17 protein-coding genes are annotated in these 17,223 nt (G+C 63.2%); 14 read left to right on the forward strand and 3 right to left on the reverse strand.

Translation table 11 applies throughout. The features are described 5' to 3' along the window. Position 1 precedes the first annotated feature (1 nt). From ACSQ3Q_RS25945 to ACSQ3Q_RS25965, 5 genes are all read left to right on the forward strand, one after another. Entirely contained in the window at positions 2-2,365 is a 2,364-nt protein-coding gene (locus ACSQ3Q_RS25945) for a heavy metal translocating P-type ATPase (protein WP_436137354.1), read from the forward strand. Positions 2,366-2,434: 69 nt separating this feature from the next. After that, a complete protein-coding gene (locus ACSQ3Q_RS25950; RefSeq protein ID WP_436137355.1) occupies positions 2,435-2,890 on the forward strand; it encodes a hypothetical protein in 456 nt (151 codons plus the stop codon). A 75-nt stretch (positions 2,891-2,965) separates the two neighbouring features. Then, positions 2,966-4,291 carry a TolC family protein gene (locus ACSQ3Q_RS25955; protein ID WP_436137356.1) on the forward strand — a complete coding sequence of 442 codons (1,326 nt, stop codon included), beginning with the start codon at positions 2,966-2,968 and terminating at the stop codon, positions 4,289-4,291. 12 nt (positions 4,292-4,303) lie between these two features. Then, complete coding sequence (locus ACSQ3Q_RS25960) at positions 4,304-5,821, forward strand: efflux RND transporter periplasmic adaptor subunit (RefSeq protein ID WP_436137357.1); 1,518 nt, start codon at positions 4,304-4,306, stop codon at positions 5,819-5,821. Continuing rightward, positions 5,818-8,961, forward strand: a complete 3,144-nt coding sequence (locus tag ACSQ3Q_RS25965) for an efflux RND transporter permease subunit (protein ID WP_436137358.1) — start codon at positions 5,818-5,820, stop codon at positions 8,959-8,961. The genes ACSQ3Q_RS25960 and ACSQ3Q_RS25965 overlap by 4 nt, the downstream gene beginning before the upstream one ends. 241 nt (positions 8,962-9,202) lie before the next feature. Here the strand turns inward: ACSQ3Q_RS25965 and ACSQ3Q_RS25970 are convergent, their stop codons facing one another. Beyond that, the gene (locus tag ACSQ3Q_RS25970) at positions 9,203-10,384 is read right to left on the reverse strand and encodes an MFS transporter (RefSeq protein ID WP_436137383.1); all 1,182 of its coding nucleotides are present in this window, start codon (positions 10,382-10,384) and stop codon (positions 9,203-9,205) included. A gap of 41 nt (positions 10,385-10,425) precedes the next feature. After that, positions 10,426-11,022: a hypothetical protein gene (locus tag ACSQ3Q_RS25975; protein ID WP_436137359.1), complete on the reverse strand. Its 597-nt coding sequence runs from the start codon at positions 11,020-11,022 to the stop codon at positions 10,426-10,428. 3 nt (positions 11,023-11,025) lie between these two features. Here ACSQ3Q_RS25975 and ACSQ3Q_RS25980 point away from each other — a divergent pair, with 3 nt between their 5' ends. Then, positions 11,026-11,295: a hypothetical protein gene (locus ACSQ3Q_RS25980; RefSeq protein ID WP_436137360.1), complete on the forward strand. Its 270-nt coding sequence runs from the start codon at positions 11,026-11,028 to the stop codon at positions 11,293-11,295. 254 nt (positions 11,296-11,549) lie between these two features. Here the strand turns inward: ACSQ3Q_RS25980 and merR are convergent, their stop codons facing one another. Further along, entirely contained in the window at positions 11,550-11,984 is a 435-nt protein-coding gene (gene merR / locus ACSQ3Q_RS25985) for an Hg(II)-responsive transcriptional regulator (protein WP_005303925.1), read from the reverse strand. Positions 11,985-12,055: 71 nt separating this feature from the next. Between merR and ACSQ3Q_RS25990 the strand changes: the two genes are divergently transcribed. The 8 genes from ACSQ3Q_RS25990 (at position 12,056) to ACSQ3Q_RS26025 (ending at position 17,181) form a co-directional block, all read left to right on the forward strand. Beyond that, positions 12,056-12,406, forward strand: a complete 351-nt coding sequence (locus tag ACSQ3Q_RS25990; protein WP_001294663.1) for a mercuric transport protein MerT — start codon at positions 12,056-12,058, stop codon at positions 12,404-12,406. 13 nt (positions 12,407-12,419) lie between these two features. After that, on the forward strand, positions 12,420-12,695 hold the full coding sequence (gene merP / locus ACSQ3Q_RS25995) for a mercury resistance system periplasmic binding protein MerP (RefSeq protein ID WP_000732292.1): 276 nt from the start codon (positions 12,420-12,422) through the stop codon (positions 12,693-12,695). Beyond that, the gene (gene merC / locus ACSQ3Q_RS26000; protein WP_000082530.1) at positions 12,692-13,153 is read left to right on the forward strand and encodes an organomercurial transporter MerC; all 462 of its coding nucleotides are present in this window, start codon (positions 12,692-12,694) and stop codon (positions 13,151-13,153) included. Before merP ends, merC begins: the two co-directional genes overlap by 4 nt. A gap of 51 nt (positions 13,154-13,204) precedes the next feature. After that, positions 13,205-14,899: a mercury(II) reductase gene (gene merA, locus ACSQ3Q_RS26005; protein WP_000105636.1), complete on the forward strand. Its 1,695-nt coding sequence runs from the start codon at positions 13,205-13,207 to the stop codon at positions 14,897-14,899. Positions 14,900-14,916: 17 nt separating this feature from the next. Further along, entirely contained in the window at positions 14,917-15,279 is a 363-nt protein-coding gene (merD, locus tag ACSQ3Q_RS26010) for a mercury resistance co-regulator MerD (protein WP_001277456.1), read from the forward strand. Then, on the forward strand, positions 15,276-15,512 hold the full coding sequence (gene merE, locus ACSQ3Q_RS26015) for a broad-spectrum mercury transporter MerE (protein WP_000993386.1): 237 nt from the start codon (positions 15,276-15,278) through the stop codon (positions 15,510-15,512). Before merD ends, merE begins: the two co-directional genes overlap by 4 nt. Next, positions 15,509-16,495 carry a DUF3330 domain-containing protein gene (locus tag ACSQ3Q_RS26020; RefSeq protein WP_016240397.1) on the forward strand — a complete coding sequence of 329 codons (987 nt, stop codon included), beginning with the start codon at positions 15,509-15,511 and terminating at the stop codon, positions 16,493-16,495. The genes merE and ACSQ3Q_RS26020 overlap by 4 nt, the downstream gene beginning before the upstream one ends. Before the next feature lie 125 nt (positions 16,496-16,620). Beyond that, positions 16,621-17,181, forward strand: a complete 561-nt coding sequence (locus ACSQ3Q_RS26025; protein WP_000147567.1) for a recombinase family protein — start codon at positions 16,621-16,623, stop codon at positions 17,179-17,181. Positions 17,182-17,223 lie beyond the last annotated feature (42 nt).

Raw genomic sequence — 17,223 nt, forward strand, 5'->3', positions numbered from 1 at the left:
CATGGCTACAACAGCGCCGCACGATCATGCTCATCACGAGCATCCTCCTCATGAAGGTCATGAAGGTCACAAACCTCCATCCTCGACGGCGCTGAAAGACCCCGTCTGCGGTATGGCGGTGACTGCCCAGTCCCAATACACTGCGCTCCACGAGGGCCACAACTACTACTTTTGCAGCGCGAAGTGCCAGGGGCGCTTTGTCGAAGCACCGCATAAGTACGCACCGGGCGCTCATGGCACGTCTGGGACCGGGCCTGAAGAAACTCTGCCCGGCACCATCTACACCTGCCCCATGCACCCAGAGGTGCAGCAGGACCATCCCGGAAACTGCCCCAAGTGCGGCATGTCGCTGGAGCCCATGCTACCCACGCTCGACGAGGGAGAAAACGCCGAGCTCGTGGATTTCCGGCATCGCTTCTGGTGGACGTTGCCACTGACCGTGGTGGTCACTGTTCTGGCCATGGTGGGGCACAGGTTGCAGTGGTTCGAAATGGCCACCCAAAGCTGGATTGAGCTGGTGCTGACCGTTCCCATCGTGCTGTGGGCTGGCTGGCCCTTCTTTGTGCGTGGCGCCCAGTCCATCGCCAACCGCAGTCCCAACATGTGGACGCTGATCGGTCTGGGCACCGGTGCCGCTTTTGTCTACAGCGTGGTCGCAACCGTTGCGCCCGGGGTGTTTCCCGCCTCGTTCCAGGCCATGGGGCGCGTGGCGGTGTACTTTGAAGCGGCAGCCGTCATCATCTCGCTCACTCTGCTCGGCCAGATGCTGGAGCTGAAAGCACGCTCGCAGACCTCCGCCGCCATCAAATCGTTGCTGGGCCTGGCCCCCAAGACCGCGCGGCGTATTGACGCCAACGGTCAGGAGAGTGATGTTCCCTTGTCCCATGTCCATGTGGGAGACCTCTTGCGCGTGCGCCCCGGTGAGAAGGTGCCGGTGGATGGCGTGGTGGTCGAGGGGAGCAGTGCAGTGGACGAAGCCATGCTCACTGGTGAGCCGGTGCCCATCGTCAAAGGGCCTGGTGATGCAGTTATAGGTGCCACGCTCAATACCAACGGGGCACTGGTGATCCGGTCCGAGCGGGTTGGCTCCGCCACCATGCTGTCCCAGATCGTTCAGATGGTTGCGCAGGCACAGCGCTCACGGGCTCCCATGCAGCGCATGGCCGACCAGGTGGCGGGCTACTTCGTGATGGCCGTGGTGGGTATCGCGTTGCTCACACTCTTCGCGTGGGGCCTGTTCGGGCCGGAGCCACGCTGGGTCTATGGCCTGGTCAACGCCGTGGCCGTGCTGATCATCGCGTGCCCTTGTGCGTTGGGCCTGGCAACACCCATGTCGATCATGGTGGCTACCGGCCGGGGGGCGACCAGCGGGGTGCTGTTCAGGGACGCGGCAGCCATCGAGAACCTGCGCAAGGTGGATACGCTGATCGTGGACAAAACCGGAACGCTCACCGAAGGCAAGCCCTCCTTCGAACGTGTAGTGGCCATGCCCGGTTTGTCCGAGGACGAAGTGCTGCGCCTGGCGGCCAGTCTGGACCAAGGCAGCGAGCATCCGCTGGCCGATGCCATTGTCCAAGCGGCTCGCTCCAAAGGCCTGGTACTGGACAAGCCCGAGGACTTCGAGTCCGGGTCGGGCATCGGTGTACGCGGGCGTGCCTCCGGGCGCCAACTCGCCCTGGGCAACACGGTCCTCATGGAGCAGGTGGGGGTTTCTGCAGATCCGCTGCTTTCGCAGGCAGAGGCCCTGCGCGCCACAGGCGCCAGCGTGATGTACCTGGCGGCCGACGGCCAGCTTCAAGGCCTGCTGGCGGTCTCGGATGCCATCAAGGCCAGCACGCCCGAAGCCTTGGCGACCTTGCATGCGGCGGGACTGCGCATTGTCATGGCCACGGGTGACGGCATGACCACTGCCAAGGCGGTGGGGGCAAAGCTGGGGATTGATGAGGTCCATGGTGAGGTCAAGCCTGCCGACAAGCTGGCTCTCGTGTCGCGGCTGCAGGCCGAAGGCCGTGTCGTTGCCATGGCGGGGGACGGAATCAACGACGCGCCCGCCCTTGCCAAGGCGGATGTGGGGATCGCGATGGGCACCGGCACCGATGTGGCGATGAACAGCGCACAGGTCACCTTGGTCAAGGGCGATCTGCGGGGGATTTCCACAGCGCGGGAATTGTCGGAGGCAACGGTGGGCAACATGAAGCAGAACCTGATGTTTGCCTTCCTCTACAACGCGCTGGGCATCCCGATCGCCGCAGGGCTGCTGTATCCCTTCACCGGATGGCTGCTATCGCCAATGATCGCGGCCTTGGCGATGAGCCTGAGTTCGGCGTCCGTGATCGCAAACGCCCTGCGGCTTCGCAAGGGCTGAATCGACTTGGCTCGCTCAGATTTGATCTAGGTTAAGTTCGCGGCCACCGCTGGGAATACCATTCGTACCATGATCTTCGCCAGAAGCACGATATCGCGCCAAGCCCGCTGGATAACCAGCGCTCTGGTGGCGGCGTTGCTTTTGATGCAGTTTGCATTGGCAGCCTATGCCTGTCCCAAGCTGGACTCTGCAGCTCATGCGGCGTCGATGCAAAAAGCGGGCATGGCTATGGAAGATGCCATCGGCATGCCCTCCATGCCCGATTGCCACGCGATGGCGGGCACCATGGATGAGCAGGATCCTCAGCTTTGCCGAGCACACTGCGATGGCGACAGCTTGTCCACCCCGTCGCTACAAGGTCTCGATCTGCAGACGCTCGCGGCGCACGCCATCTGGGTTGCTTATGTGCTGCCTGTGACCCTGGACTCAGAGCGCCATATCGACCCTCGGGCTGTCTACGCAGAGCTGGACAGTCGAGCGGGCTCTCCCCCCATCTATCTGACCCATCAGGTCTTTCGGAATTGAACGTGCACGGCGTGTGCGCTGCCTTGCAGCGTGCGCGCAGGTCTGACTTCGTGCCCCTTCATTTCGAGGACCATCATGCCCAACATCTCCTTCGGCGCTCCCTGCGAGCGCCTGCCTGCGCAACTGCGCATTCATCCTCTCTCGCCGCGCATCCGTGTGCGCAACCTCAACCATCTGCGCCTTTGCGCTCTCGGATTCCTACTGGCCGGCATCGGCCTTGCAGGCAACCAGGCCCACGCCCTGGGGTTTGCCGAAGCCTTGGATCTGGCGGAGCAGCACAGCCCTCGTATCACGGCCCAGCGGCTGCAGATTGACGCAGCCAGCAGTACCCAGAAGTCGGCGGGAACTCTGCCGGATCCAAAGCTCTCGGTCGGGGTCGAGAACTTTCCCATCAGCGGCATGGATCGCTTCAGCCTTACGCGCGAGTCCATGACCATGCAACGCCTGGCGCTGATGCAGGAGGTTCCCAACCGTGCCAAACGAGATGCGCAGATCGCCAGCGCCCAGGCCAAGGTGGAGCGCGAACGCGCCACTCTGGGGGTCCAGCGTCTGCAGATCCGCCAGGAGCTGAGCCAAGCCTGGATCATGGCCCAGGCCATTGAACAGCGCGACCAGGTGCTTGCCGGTCTACTGAGTGAGAACCAGCGCCTGCAGGACAGCCTGCCTGCCCGCATCGCAGGGGGGACGGCCCAGGCGGGCGATCTTCTGATGGCCAAGCAGGAGGCTCTTGCGCTGTCGGACCGCAGGGACGATCTGCAGCGGGACCGATCCAAGGCCAGGGCGATGTTGCGGCGCTGGGTTGGCGCCCGCGCCGACGAGGCGCTGCAGGGAGTTCCCGGGCCGCTGAGCCGCCCTTTGGACCAGCTTCGGTCAGAGGTACACCGCCACGCGGAACTCGCGCAGTACCCCGCCATGCAAGCCATGGCCTTGGCGGAAACGCGCGAAGCCCAGGCAGAAACCAAGGGTGATTGGTCCTGGGAAGTCGCCTACAGCCGCCGCGACCGCCGCTGGGGCGACATGGTGTCTTTCCAGGTGACCTTTGATCTTCCCTGGCAACAGGAGCGGCGTCAGGGACCCCAGATCAAGGCCAAGCAGCTGGAGCTGCAGCGCCTGGAAGCCGAGCAGGAGGACGTGACCCGCAGGCACCTACAGGAGCTGGAGGACAGCGCCTCAGAGCTGGCGGCACTGAACAGTCAGATCGAGCGGCTGCAATCGGCTGGCATGGGCCTGGCCCAGGGGCGCGCCGAACTAGCGTTGGCCAACTACCAGTCTGCCAAGGGCGATTTGAGCGCCGTGCTGGCTGCAAGGGCCCAGGTGCGGGAGACGCACTGGCGACTCATTGAGCTGCAGGCACAGCGGGACACCGTGATTGCCCGCCTGAACAGCCTGATCGCGGACTGAAGGGAGAACCACATGACCAATACCGTTTTCAAGAAGACCGTTGTGGCCGTGGCATTGGTTGCCACAGGCATCGCCCTCGGCTGGGGCGTCTCCCAATGGCGCACCGCGAGCAACCACGCCTCTGGCGCCGTTCCTACCTCGGCCGAAACTGCGAAGGCCGACCGCAAGGTGCTGTACTGGTACGACCCCATGGTGCCGACGCAGAAGTTCGACAAGCCAGGCAAGTCGCCCTACATGGACATGGCGCTGGTTCCCAAGTATGCGGATGAGGGCGCAGAGGAAAGCTCCGGCCTGAGCGTCTCCGCGCAGGCAGTACAAGCGCTCGGCCTGCGCACGGCCATGGTCGAGCAGCGCGACATTGGGTCCGATGTGGACGTGCTGGGCACGGTCCAGCTCAATGACCGGGATGTGAGCATCGTCCAGGCGCGCTCAGCCGGGTTCGTGGAGCGGGTCTACGCCCGGGCCCCGGGCGACGTGGTGGCCGCAGGCGCGCCATTGGCCGATCTGCTTCTGCCCGAATGGGTGGCTGCACAGCGCGAGTTCCTCGCGGTCCGGGCGCTCAAGGACGAGTCGCTGACATCGGCGGCACGTCAGCGACTGTCGCTGTTGGGCATGCCTGCCTCGCTCGTGGCTCAGGTGGAGCGCACGGGCGAACCTCAGGGCCGCTACACGGTTTCCTTCCCGCAGGCTGGGATGGTGGCCGAACTGATGGTGCGCCAGGGCATGACGGTCTCAGCGGGCGCCAGCCTGGTGCGCGTGAACGGTCTGGCCAGCGTCTGGATCGAGGCCGCCGTTCCGGAAGCGCAAAGCGGTCCTTTGCAACTGGGGCAGGACGCCCAGGTCCGCCTGGCCGCGTTTGCGGGTGAAACACTCAAAGCCCGTGTCGTGAGCATCCTCCCAGAGGCCAACCGGGACACCCGCACGGTGCGCGTGCGCCTGGAGCTACCCAACCCCAACCAGCGCCTGAAAGCGGGCATGTCCGGGCAGATCGCCCTGGCGGGACGCACGCAGCCGGCGCTGCTTGTCCCCAGCGAAGCGGTGATTCGTACCGGCAGGCGGGCACTGGTCTACGTGGTGGACGGCCCCGGCAAGTACCACCCCGTCCAGGTGCAACTTGGCGCGGAAATCGATGACCGCCTCGTCATTCAAAGCGGACTCACCGCAGGACAACAGGTGGTCGCCTCGGCACAGTTCCTGATCGACTCGGAAGCCAGCCTGCGAGGCATCATGCCCGCACAGCCTCCAGGCAGCAGCGCGCAACCCATCGCTGAACAGGGTTCCTCGGCCTCTGCGGCTCCGGCGTCCAAGAGCTTTACGGTGCGAGGGGTGGTCGATGAGGTCACGCCCACCGAGCTGACCCTTACCCACGAGGCCGTGCCTGAACTGAAGTGGCCCGGCATGACCATGCCATTCAAGTTGGCAAACCCAGAACTGGCAAAAGCACTGAAACCCGAGCAGCAGGTGAAGTTCACCTTCCAGCAGCAAGGCAAGGACTTCGTGATCACTGCCGTGGAAAGGATCAAGCCATGATCGCGCGTCTGATCCGCTGGTCGGTGGCGAACCGACTCCTGGTTCTGCTGGCGACCGTGATGCTTACGGCCTGGGGCGTGTGGGGTGTGCGCAGCACCCCCGTGGACGCTCTTCCCGATTTGTCGGATGTCCAGGTCATCATTCGCACTTCCTATCCCGGCCAAGCACCGCAGATAGTGGAGAACCAGGTCACATACCCGCTGTCCACCACCATGCTGTCCGTCCCGGGCGCCAAGACGGTGCGAGGTTTCTCGTTCTTTGGCGACTCATTCGTCTACATCCTGTTCGAGGATGGCACGGACCTGTACTGGGCGCGCTCGCGGGTGCTGGAGTACATGAACCAGGTGCAGGGACGACTACCCGCTACGGCCAAGTCGTCGTTGGGCCCAGATGCCACCGGGGTGGGCTGGATCTTCCAGTACGCCCTGGTAGATCGCACCGGCAAAAACGACTTGGCCCAGCTGCGCGCCTTGCAGGACTGGTTCCTGAAGTTCGAACTCAAGAGCTTACCCAACGTGGCCGAGGTGGCATCCGTCGGTGGCATGGTCAAGCAGTACCAGGTCGTGCTCGACCCCATCAAGCTTGCGTCCCAAGGCCTCACTCAGGGGCAGGTGCGCGAGGCCATCATGAATGCCAACCAGGAAACGGGGGGATCGGTGCTGGAACTGTCCGGCGCCGAGTACATGGTGCGCGCCAGCGGCTATCTCAAGACGCTGGACGACTTCCGCGCCATCCCGTTGGTGTCGCGCGCAGGGGTGCCTGTGCGCCTGGGGGATGTCGCCACCGTCCAGATCGGGCCGGAAATGCGGCGCGGCATCGCTGAACTCGACGGCGAGGGGGAAGTGGCTGGAGGCGTGGTCGTGCTGCGATCTGGCAAGAACGCCCAGGAAACGATCCAGGCCGTAAAGGCCAAACTCAGCGAGCTGCAAAGCAGCCTGCCCCAGGGCTTGGAGATCGTCACCACCTACGACCGCAGCGCACTCATCGAGCGGGCGATCCAGAACCTCAGCACCAAACTCGTAGAGGAGTTCATTGTGGTGGCGGTGGTCTGTGTCTTGTTCCTCTGGCACCTGCGTTCTGCGCTGGTCGCCATCATTTCTCTACCGCTGGGGATCATGGCGGCGTTTCTGGTGATGCGCTACCAGGGCATCAACGCCAACATCATGTCCTTGGGCGGGATTGCAATCGCCGTGGGCGCCATGGTCGATGCAGCGGTCGTGATGATCGAGAACGCCCACAAGAAGCTGGAGGCCTGGCAGCACAAGCATCCCGACAAGCAGTTGGTCGGTGAAGAGCGCTGGAAAGTGATCACCGAAGCTGCCGAGGAAGTTGGGCCCGCGCTTTTCTTCTCGCTGCTCATCATCACGTTGTCCTTTGTGCCCGTTTTTACGCTGGAAGCACAGGAAGGCCGCTTGTTCGGACCGCTGGCGTTCACCAAGACCTACGCGATGGCCGCAGCTGCGGCCCTCTCGGTCACGTTGATCCCTGTCTTGATGGGCTACTGGATCCGGGGCCGTATCCCCGATGAGCAGAAGAACCCGATCACGCGCGCGCTGATCGCCGTGTACCGACCTTGCCTGGAGTGGGTGCTGCATCGCCCCAAATCCACCTTGGTCATCGCCGTACTCGCACTGACGACCACGATCTGGCCATTGTCGCGTTTGGGGGGCGAGTTCCTGCCCAGGCTGGACGAAGGCGATCTGTTGTACATGCCTTCGGCGCTCCCAGGCTTGTCGGCACAGCGGGCGACGGAGCTTCTGCAACTGAGCAACCGGATGATTAAGACGGTGCCCGAGGTGGAACGCGTTTTCGGTAAGGCGGGCCGCGCGGAGACCGCCACTGATCCGGCACCGCTGGAAATGTTCGAGACCACGGTGAAACTCAAGCCCAGAGACCAATGGCGTCCAGGAATGACGCCCGAGGGCCTGATCGAAGAGTTGGACAAGGCTGTCAAGATTCCCGGCCTGTCCAATATCTGGATTCCGCCTATTCGCAACCGGATCGATATGCTGGCGACCGGCATCAAGAGTCCCATCGGGGTCAAAGTGACGGGCAATGATCTACAGGTGATCGATGGGATCGCAGCACAGGTCGAGCAGGTCGCCAAAGGCATTCCGGGGGTGGCCTCGTCGCTGGCCGAGCGCTTGACGGGGGGGCGCTATATCGATGTCCACATCGACCGCAAGGCCGCAGGGCGCTATGGGCTGAACGTGTCCGATATCCAGGCGGTGGTCTCTGGGGCCATCGGTGGTGAAAACGTTTCGGAAACCGTCGAGGGCCTGGCCCGTTTCCCTATCAACTTGCGCTATCCGCGTGAGTGGAGAGACTCGCCAGAACGCCTGGTGCAGTTGCCCATGGTCACCCCCACGGGGCAGCAGATCACGCTGGGTACGGTGGCCAGCATCTCTATCACCGATGGACCACCCATGCTCAAAAGCGAAAACGCCCGACCATCGGGTTGGGTTTATGTCGATGTGCGGGGGCGCGATCTGGCATCCGTTGCGAATGAGCTGCGCGATGCGGTGAGCCGTCAGATCAAGCTGGATCCAGGAGTCAGCATAACGTACTCAGGCCAGTTCGAGTACCTTGAGCGGGCCAATGCTCGCCTCCAGGTGGTGGTTCCGGCCACCTTGCTGATCATCTTTGTGCTGCTGTATTTAACCTTCTCGCGCATGGGTGAGGCGGGACTGATCATGGCGACGCTGCCATTTGCGCTCACCGGAGGCATCTGGTTCCTTTACCTGATGAACTACAACCTTTCTATCGCCACCGGTGTGGGCTTCATCGCCCTGGCGGGCGTCGCGGCAGAGTTCGGTGTGGTCATGCTCATCTACCTCAAGCAGGCACTCGTTGAGAGGTGCCCAGATGGCAGGCAGCCCACGCAGGAAGAGTTGCTGGATGCGATTCGGGAAGGTGCCGTGCTGCGCGTGCGCCCCAAGGCCATGACCGTGGCAGTCATCCTGGCGGGGCTGGTGCCCATCGTGTGGAGCAGCGGGACAGGATCGGAAGTCATGAGCCGAATTGCGGCGCCTATGCTGGGGGGGATGGTGACGGCGCCATTGTTGTCGCTGTTCGTGATTCCCGCGGCCTACCTACTGATGCGCAGAGGAAAGCTTCCGGTGGTAACGCGTAGTCACTGATGTTGAGCGCGCCAAATTACCTGAGACTGGTCGCGCCGTCCCGGATGGCGAACTGCAAGTCGGTGACATTGACGCAGGACGCAGGCCCCGTTGTCCAACATTGCGGGGCGCGCTCCGATCTGTGAACGGGGGGTTCAACAGGTCCTTTATTGCCGATGCGACAGGTGACAATAACGCCCTCGAGTTGTTAGCGCTCTCGTCTGCTAAAGCTTGTGATCAACGCTTCGAGATCGTCATGCGGTCACTCAATTGCCGCACTGGGCGCTTCGACCGCCAACAGCGCGAGGAACGCCGTAGCACTAAGTCCCGCCGAAACCCATAAGGCACCGGCTCCCAGTTGGTCCAAACAAATGCCGAATAGCCACGGCGATGCTGCTTGGGCAATTCGTGCCGGCACCATGAGTACGCCTTGTCGGTGCCCGTAACCAGCTGACCCAAACAACACGAGGGGCAGCGTGCCCTTGGCAATCGTCAAAATGCCATTGCCCGCGCCGTGAAACGTTGCGAATAATGCAGACACCGGCGCTCCCCAAATAACGAGCAGCCCTGCACCCAACGGATGCATCAACGCGGCGAGGCGAGCTGACAACAGAGGGTGTACACGGCGGAGGAAGCCGAACTCCAGCAGCCGGCCGGCCACTTGCGCCGGGCCCACCATCGCTCCCACCGCCACCGCCGTGGCCATCGTGGCGCCACCCTCCTGCAGCAAGCGCGGCAGGTGTGCCGCCATCGCCGTACTGGTGAACCAAGTGGCAGCAAAAACGAAAGCCAGCAGCATGGTGGTACGGCGCGCATTGGGCGATGCGGGAATGGAAGCCGGCAACGCTGCATCGGGTCCGCTCAACGAATTTGCTGCGCGTTCGACCTGTTCCCTTCGCGGTATCCACGCGTTGAGCGGCAGTCCCACCGCTAGATGCAGTGCCGCCCAAGCCCAGCAGGCCTCACGCCATCCCCACTGAGACTCCATCCACATTGACAGAGGCCATCCGACAGCACTTGCGAAGCCAGCGATAAGCGTGATGCCCGTGATCTGGTTGCGGGCGTTCTTACCGTGCAGGTGCACCAGCGCCGCAAACGCGGCTTCGTACAGGCCACTGCCCATGCCGACTCCGAGCAGGAGCCAAGCCGCAAACAGAGTCCAGGGTCCCTGGGCCATGGCAAGAGCTGACAAGCCGAGGGCGAACACGACGCTGGTCGCCATCAGCACCGGCCGCCCACCTAGTCCATCAATGGCACGACCAGCGCGAGGGCCCAGCAGCGCAGAGATCACCAACGCGCAGGAGAACGCCGCAAACACCGTCGGTATTGAAACCCCCAAGTCCCTGGCCATCGGCACTGCCAGGATGGCTGGCAAGTAGTAGGTAGAGGCCCATGCCAGGGTCTGTGCTGTTCCAAGGCTGACTACCGTGGTTGCGGACTTCATGGTGCTCACGCGGTTTCCCTTGGAAATGTTGGTGATGATGATTAGGAGCAGCAGGCCGTGCGGCCGAGTGTTGCGGCAAGCGCAGGCTCCTTAGCTACTGACGCAGGAGCTGACGTACAGCCGCATCCTGGGTTCCCTGCCGACTTCTCCGCCTCATCGAGAGCGCAGCATGCCGATCCGTTTTTCAAAGCAGGGCCTCCGCAGCAGCTGGATGCCAGGGCCGGTGTTTGCAGGGTGGCCGCAAGGTCAACTGAGCACACGCCCGTTTGCGGCAGATCGAGTTGCACCTCATCCGCTGCAGCCCAGTCGCCCGCAAGGGCAGCGACCACCGAGCGCGCCTGCTCGTAGCCGGTGGCCATAAGGAAGTTGGGTGCACGGCCGTAGCTCTTGGCGCCGATGGCGTAGAAACCTGGCTCGGGATGGGCCAGCTCTTTGTGGCCATGGGGTCTCACGGTGCCGCAGCTATGCACGTTCGGGTCTATCAGCTCAGCCAGCGCCTCGGTGCTCTCGATCCAAGGGTCCAGCCTAGTACGCAGTTCACGTGCCAGCGCCAGATCAGGGCGCGACCCTGCCGCCACGATGATCTCGTCAACGCCTTCCACGGGCGCCAGGCTTGCATCAATTGCACGCACTGTCATGCCTTGGCCGGTCTGCTCAACAGACTGCACGCCGAAGCCCTGGTGCAGGGTCACCAGTTCCTGATCTACAAGACGCTGAAGATTCAGGCCCAACGCGCCGCGTGCAGGAAGTCCGTCCGCGCTGCCGCCGCCGAAGATTCTGCGCAGGTCCTTGCCTCGCACAACCCAGTGGACGCGCGTGGCTGGATGCTCTGCTGCCAAGGATGCGAGCGCCAGGAGATTACCTGCAGCAGAATGGCCGGCACCACCACCATCACTGACTTGCCAGCATAGGCAGAGCGGCGTGAACCCAGAATGTCTGGCATACCGTAGGCGATGTGTTCGTGAGCCTCGCGCTCTCCCGCCGCAGGAACGCCGTGTATGCCCATCGGGTTCGGTTGCGCCCAAGTGCCTGATGCATCAATCACCGCCTGCGCCCTAACTTCCTTCACTCCTTCTGGCGCTTCCAGCTGCAGGAGGAAGTCTGCCTGCTCTCGCCCGACTGTTTTGAGCTTGGGGGCACCTCAGAAAACGGAAAATAAAGCACGCTAAGGCATAGCTGACCTTGCCAGGCCTGCTTCGCCCTGTAGTGACGCGATCAACGGGCAGGAAACATTCCCCTTTCGTGCATGGCAGGCGCACACGAGTTCAGACAGCACGGTTTCCATGCGCGCCAAGTCGGCCATCTTCTCGCGCACGTCCTTGAGCTTGTGTTCGGCCAGGCTGCTGGCCTCCTCGCAGTGGGTGCCATCGTCGAGCCGCAACAGCTCGGCAATCTCGTCCAGACTGAACCCCAGCCGCTGTGCCGATTTCACGAATTTCACCCGAACCACGTCCGCCTCCCCATAGCGGCGGATGCTGCCGTAAGGCTTGTCCGGTTCCGGCAACAGGCCCTTGCGCTGATAGAAGCGGATTGTCTCCACGTTGACCCCGGCCGCCTTGGCAAAAACGCCAATGGTCAGGTTTTCCAAATTATTTTCCATATCGCTTGACTCCGTACATGAGTACGGAAGTAAGGTTACGCTATCCAATCCAAATTCAAAAGGGCCAACGTATGTCTGAACCACAAAACGGGCGCGGTGCGCTCTTCGCCGGCGGGCTGGCCGCCATTCTTGCATCGACCTGCTGCCTGGGGCCGCTAGTACTGGTCGCCCTGGGCTTCTCCGGTGCTTGGATCGGCAACCTGACGGTGCTGGAACCCTATCGACCGTTGTTCATCGGCGCGGCGCTAGTGGCGCTGTTCTTCGCCTGGAAGCGGATTTACCGGCCCGTGCAGGCATGCAAGCCAGGTGAGGTCTGCGCGATTCCGCAGGTGCGCGCCACCTACAAGCTGATTTTCTGGATCGTGGCCGTGCTGGTCCTGGTCGCGCTTGGATTTCCCTATGTCGTTCCATTTTTCTATTAACCAGGAGTTCATCATGAAGAAACTGTTTGCCTCCCTTGCCCTCGCCGCCGCTGTTGCCCCGGTGTGGGCCGCTACCCAGACCGTCACGCTAGCGGTTCCCGGCATGACTTGCGCCGCCTGCCCGATCACAGTCAAGAAAGCGCTCTCCAAGGTCGAAGGCGTGAGCAAGGTCGATGTGGGCTTCGAGAAGCGCGAGGCCGTCGTCACTTTTGACGACACCAAGGCCAGCGTACAGAAGCTGACCAAGGCCACCGCAGACGCCGGCTATCCGTCCAGCGTCAAGCAGTGAGCCAGCAAGCCAACGACAACAGCGAGAGCCGCTTCATGGGACTGATGACACGCATTGCCGATAAAACCGGCGCGCTCGGCAGCGTCGTTTCCGCGATGGGCTGCGCCGCCTGCTTTCCAGCCCTCGCCAGCTTCGGCGCGGCCATCGGGCTGGGCTTCTTGAGCCAGTACGAGGGACTGTTCATCAGCCGCCTGCTGCCGCTGTTTGCCGCGCTGGCCTTCCTGGCGAACGCGCTGGGTTGGTTCAGTCATCGGCAATGGCTGCGCAGTCTGCTCGGCATGATCGGCCCGGCCATCGTGTTTGCGGCCACGGTCTGGCTGCTCGGCAACTGGTGGACGGCGAACCTGATGTACGTCGGCCTGGCCTTGATGATTGGGGTGTCGATCTGGGACTTCGTGTCGCCGGCGCATCGCCGTTGCGGACCGGACGGCTGCGAACTCCCCGCCAAGCGCTTGTGAAAGACGGCTGACCGTGCGACACGGCGGCCCACACGAATAAGGAACGATGGTATGAGCACTCTCAAAATCACCGGCATGACTTGCGACTCGTGCGCAGTGCATGTCAAGGACGCCCTGGAGAAAGTGCCCGGCGTGCAATCAGCGGATGTCTCCTACGCCAAGGGCAGCGCCAAGCTCGCCATTGAGGTCGGCACGTCACCCGACGCGCTGACGGCCGCTGTAGCTGGACTCGGTTATCGGGCCACGCTGGCCGATGCCCCCTCAGTTTCGACGCCGGGCGGATTGCTCGACAAGATGCGCGATCTGCTGGGCAGAAACGACAAGACGGGTAGCAGCGGCGCATTGCATATCGCCGTCATCGGCAGCGGCGGGGCCGCGATGGCAGCGGCGCTGAAGGCCGTCGAGCAAGGCGCACGTGTCACGCTGATCGAGCGCGGCACCATCGGCGGCACCTGCGTCAATGTCGGTTGTGTGCCGTCCAAGATCATGATCCGCGCCGCCCATATCGCCCATCTGCGCCGGGAAAGCCCGTTCGATGGCGGCATCGCCGCTACCACGCCGACCATCCAGCGCACGGCGCTGCTGGCCCAGCAGCAGGCCCGCGTCGATGAACTGCGCCACGCCAAGTACGAAGGCATCTTGGAGGGCAATCCGGCGATCACTGTGCTGCACGGCTCCGCCCGCTTTAAGGACAATCGCAACCTGATCGTGCAACTCAACGACGGCGGCGAGCGCGTGGTGGCATTCGACCGCTGCCTGATCGCCACCGGCGCGAGCCCGGCCGTGCCGCCGATTCCCGGCCTGAAAGACACTCCGTACTGGACTTCCACTGAAGCGCTGGTCAGCGAGACGATTCCTAAGCGCCTGGCCGTGATTGGCTCATCAGTGGTGGCGCTGGAGCTGGCGCAGGCGTTCGCCCGACTCGGAGCGAAGGTGACGATCCTGGCTCGCAGCACGCTGTTCTTCCGCGAAGACCCAGCTATAGGCGAAGCCGTCACGGCCGCATTCCGCATGGAGGGCATCGAGGTGAGGGAACACACCCAGGCCAGCCAGGTCGCGTATATCAATGGTGAAGGGGACGGCGAATTCGTGCTCACCACGGCGCACGGCGAACTGCGCGCCGACAAGCTGCTGGTCGCCACCGGCCGCGCGCCCAACACACGCAAGCTGGCACTGGATGCGACGGGCGTCACGCTCACCCCGCAAGGCGCTATCGTCATCGACCCCGGCATGCGTACAAGCGTGGAACACATCTACGCCGCAGGCGACTGCACCGACCAGCCGCAGTTCGTCTATGTGGCGGCAGCGGCCGGCACTCGCGCCGCGATCAACATGACCGGCGGTGACGCGGCCCTGAACCTGACCGCGATGCCGGCCGTGGTGTTCACCGACCCGCAAGTGGCGACCGTAGGCTACAGCGAGGCGGAAGCGCACCATGACGGCATCAAAACTGATAGTCGCACGCTAACGCTGGACAACGTGCCGCGCGCGCTCGCCAACTTCGACACGCGCGGCTTCATCAAACTGGTGGTTGAAGAAGGCAGCGGACGACTGATCGGCGTGCAGGCAGTGGCCCCGGAAGCGGGCGAACTGATCCAGACGGCCGCACTGGCGATTCGCAACCGGATGACGGTGCAGGAACTGGCCGACCAGTTGTTCCCCTACCTGACGATGGTCGAAGGGTTGAAGCTCGCGGCGCAGACCTTCAACAAGGATGTGAAGCAGCTTTCCTGCTGCGCCGGGTGAGGACAAGGAGGTGTGCGATGAGCGCCTACACGGTATCGCAACTGGCCCATAACGCTGGGGTGAGCGTACATATCGTGCGCGACTACCTGGTGCGCGGCTTGTTACGGCCGGTGGCCTGCACCACGGGCGGCTACGGCGTGTTCGACGATGCGGCCTTGCAACGGCTGTGCTTCGTGCGCGCGGCCTTCGAGGCGGGTATCGGCCTGGATGCCCTGGCGCGGCTGTGCCGTGCGCTCGACGCAGCGGACGGCGCACAAGCCGCAGCGCAGCTTGCCGTGCTGCGCCAGTTGGTCGAGCGGCGGCGCGCGGCGTTGGCCCATCTGGACGCGCAACTGGCCTCCATGCCAGCCGAGCGGGCGCACGAGGAGGCATTGCCGTGAACGCCCCTGACAAACTGCCGCCCGAGACGCGCCAACCCGTTTCCGGCTACCTGTGGGGTGCGCTGGCCGTGTTGACCTGCCCCTGCCATCTGCCGATTCTCGCCGCCGTGCTGGCCGGGACGACCGCCGGTGCCTTCCTTGGCGAGCATTGGGGTGTTGCCGCGCTCGCGCTGACCGGCTTGTTCGTTCTGGCCGTAACGCGGCTGCTGCGCGCCTTCCGGGGCGGATCATGACGAGTTCGCAGCCCGCCGGATGGACGGCGGCCGAGTTGGCGCAGGCGGCGGCGCGCGGACAGCTTGACCTGCATTACCAGCCGCTGGTCGATCTGCGCGATCACCGGATCGCTGGCGCGGAAGCGTTGATGCGCTGGCGGCATCCGAGGCTTGGCCTGTTGCCGCCCGGCCAGTTCCTGCCGCTGGCCGAGTCGTTCGGCCTGATGCCGGAAATAGGCGCGTGGGTGCTGGGCGAGGCCTGTCGCCAGATGCACAAGTGGCAAGGACCGGCATGGCAACCGTTCCGTCTTGCCGTCAATGTGTCCGCCAGCCAGGTTGGGCCAACGTTCGACGACGAGGTAAAGCGGGTGCTGGCCGATATGGCCCTGCCCGCCGAGCTTCTGGAGATCGAACTGACCGAATCGGTCGCATTCGGCAATCCAGCCCTGTTCGCCAGTTTCGACGCCTTGCGCGCCATCGGCGTGCGCTTCGCCGCCGACGACTTCGGCACCGGCTATTCCTGCCTGCAACATCTGAAATGCTGCCCCATCACCACATTGAAAATCGACCAATCCTTTGTCGCCAGGCTCCCGGATGATGCCCGTGACCAAACTATCGTGCGGGCGGTGATCCAGCTCGCGCACGGGCTGGGCATGGAGGTGGTAGCCGAGGGTGTGGAAACACCCGACTGCCTTGCGTGGTTGCGGCAGGCGGGTTGCGACACGGTGCAGGGTTTCCTGTTCGCCAGGCCGATGCCGGCGGCGGCCTTCGTCGGCTTCGTCAACCAATGGAGGAACACCACCATGAACGCCAATGAACCGAGCACCAGTTGCTGCGTGTGCTGCAAGGAAATCCCGCTCGATGCCGCCTTCACGCCGGAAGGGGCCGAGTACGTGGAGCATTTCTGCGGGCTGGAGTGCTATCAGCGCTTCCAGGCGCGGGCCAGCACTGCGACCGAAACCAGCGTCAAACCGGACGCTTGTGATTCGCCGCCGTCAGGTTGAGGCATACCCTAACCTGATGTCAGATGCCATGTGTAAATTGCGTCAGGATAGGATTGAATTTTGAATTTATTGACATATCTCGTTGAAGGTCATAGAGTCTTCCCTGACATTTTGCAGGGAATTCCATGACTGGACAGCGCATTGGGTATATCAGGGTCAGCACCTTCGACCAGAACCCGGAACGGCAACTGGAAGGCGTCAAGGTTGATCGCGCTTTTAGCGACAAGGCATCCGGCAAGGATGTCAAGCGTCCGCAACTGGAAGCGCTGATAAGCTTCGCCCGCACCGGCGACACCGTGGTGGTGCATAGCATGGATCGCCTGGCGCGCAATCTCGATGATTTGCGCCGGATCGTGCAAACGCTGACACAACGCGGCGTGCATATCGAATTCGTCAAGGAACACCTCAGTTTTACTGGCGAAGACTCTCCGATGGCGAACCTGATGCTCTCGGTGATGGGCGCGTTCGCCGAGTTCGAGCGCGCCCTGATCCGCGAGCGTCAGCGCGAGGGTATTGCGCTCGCCAAGCAACGCGGGGCTTACCGTGGCAGGAAGAAATCCCTGTCGTCTGAGCGTATTGCCGAACTGCGCCAACGTGTCGAGGCTGGCGAGCAAAAGACCAAGCTTGCTCGTGAATTCGGAATCAGTCGCGAAACCCTGTATCAATACTTGAGAACGGATCAGTAAATATGCCACGTCGTTCCATCCTGTCCGCCGCCGAGCGGGAAA

Origin of the sequence: Acidovorax sp. LjRoot129 (assembly GCF_964253765.1) — a bacterium.
Taxonomy (GTDB): Bacteria; Pseudomonadota; Gammaproteobacteria; order Burkholderiales; family Burkholderiaceae_C; genus Acidovorax.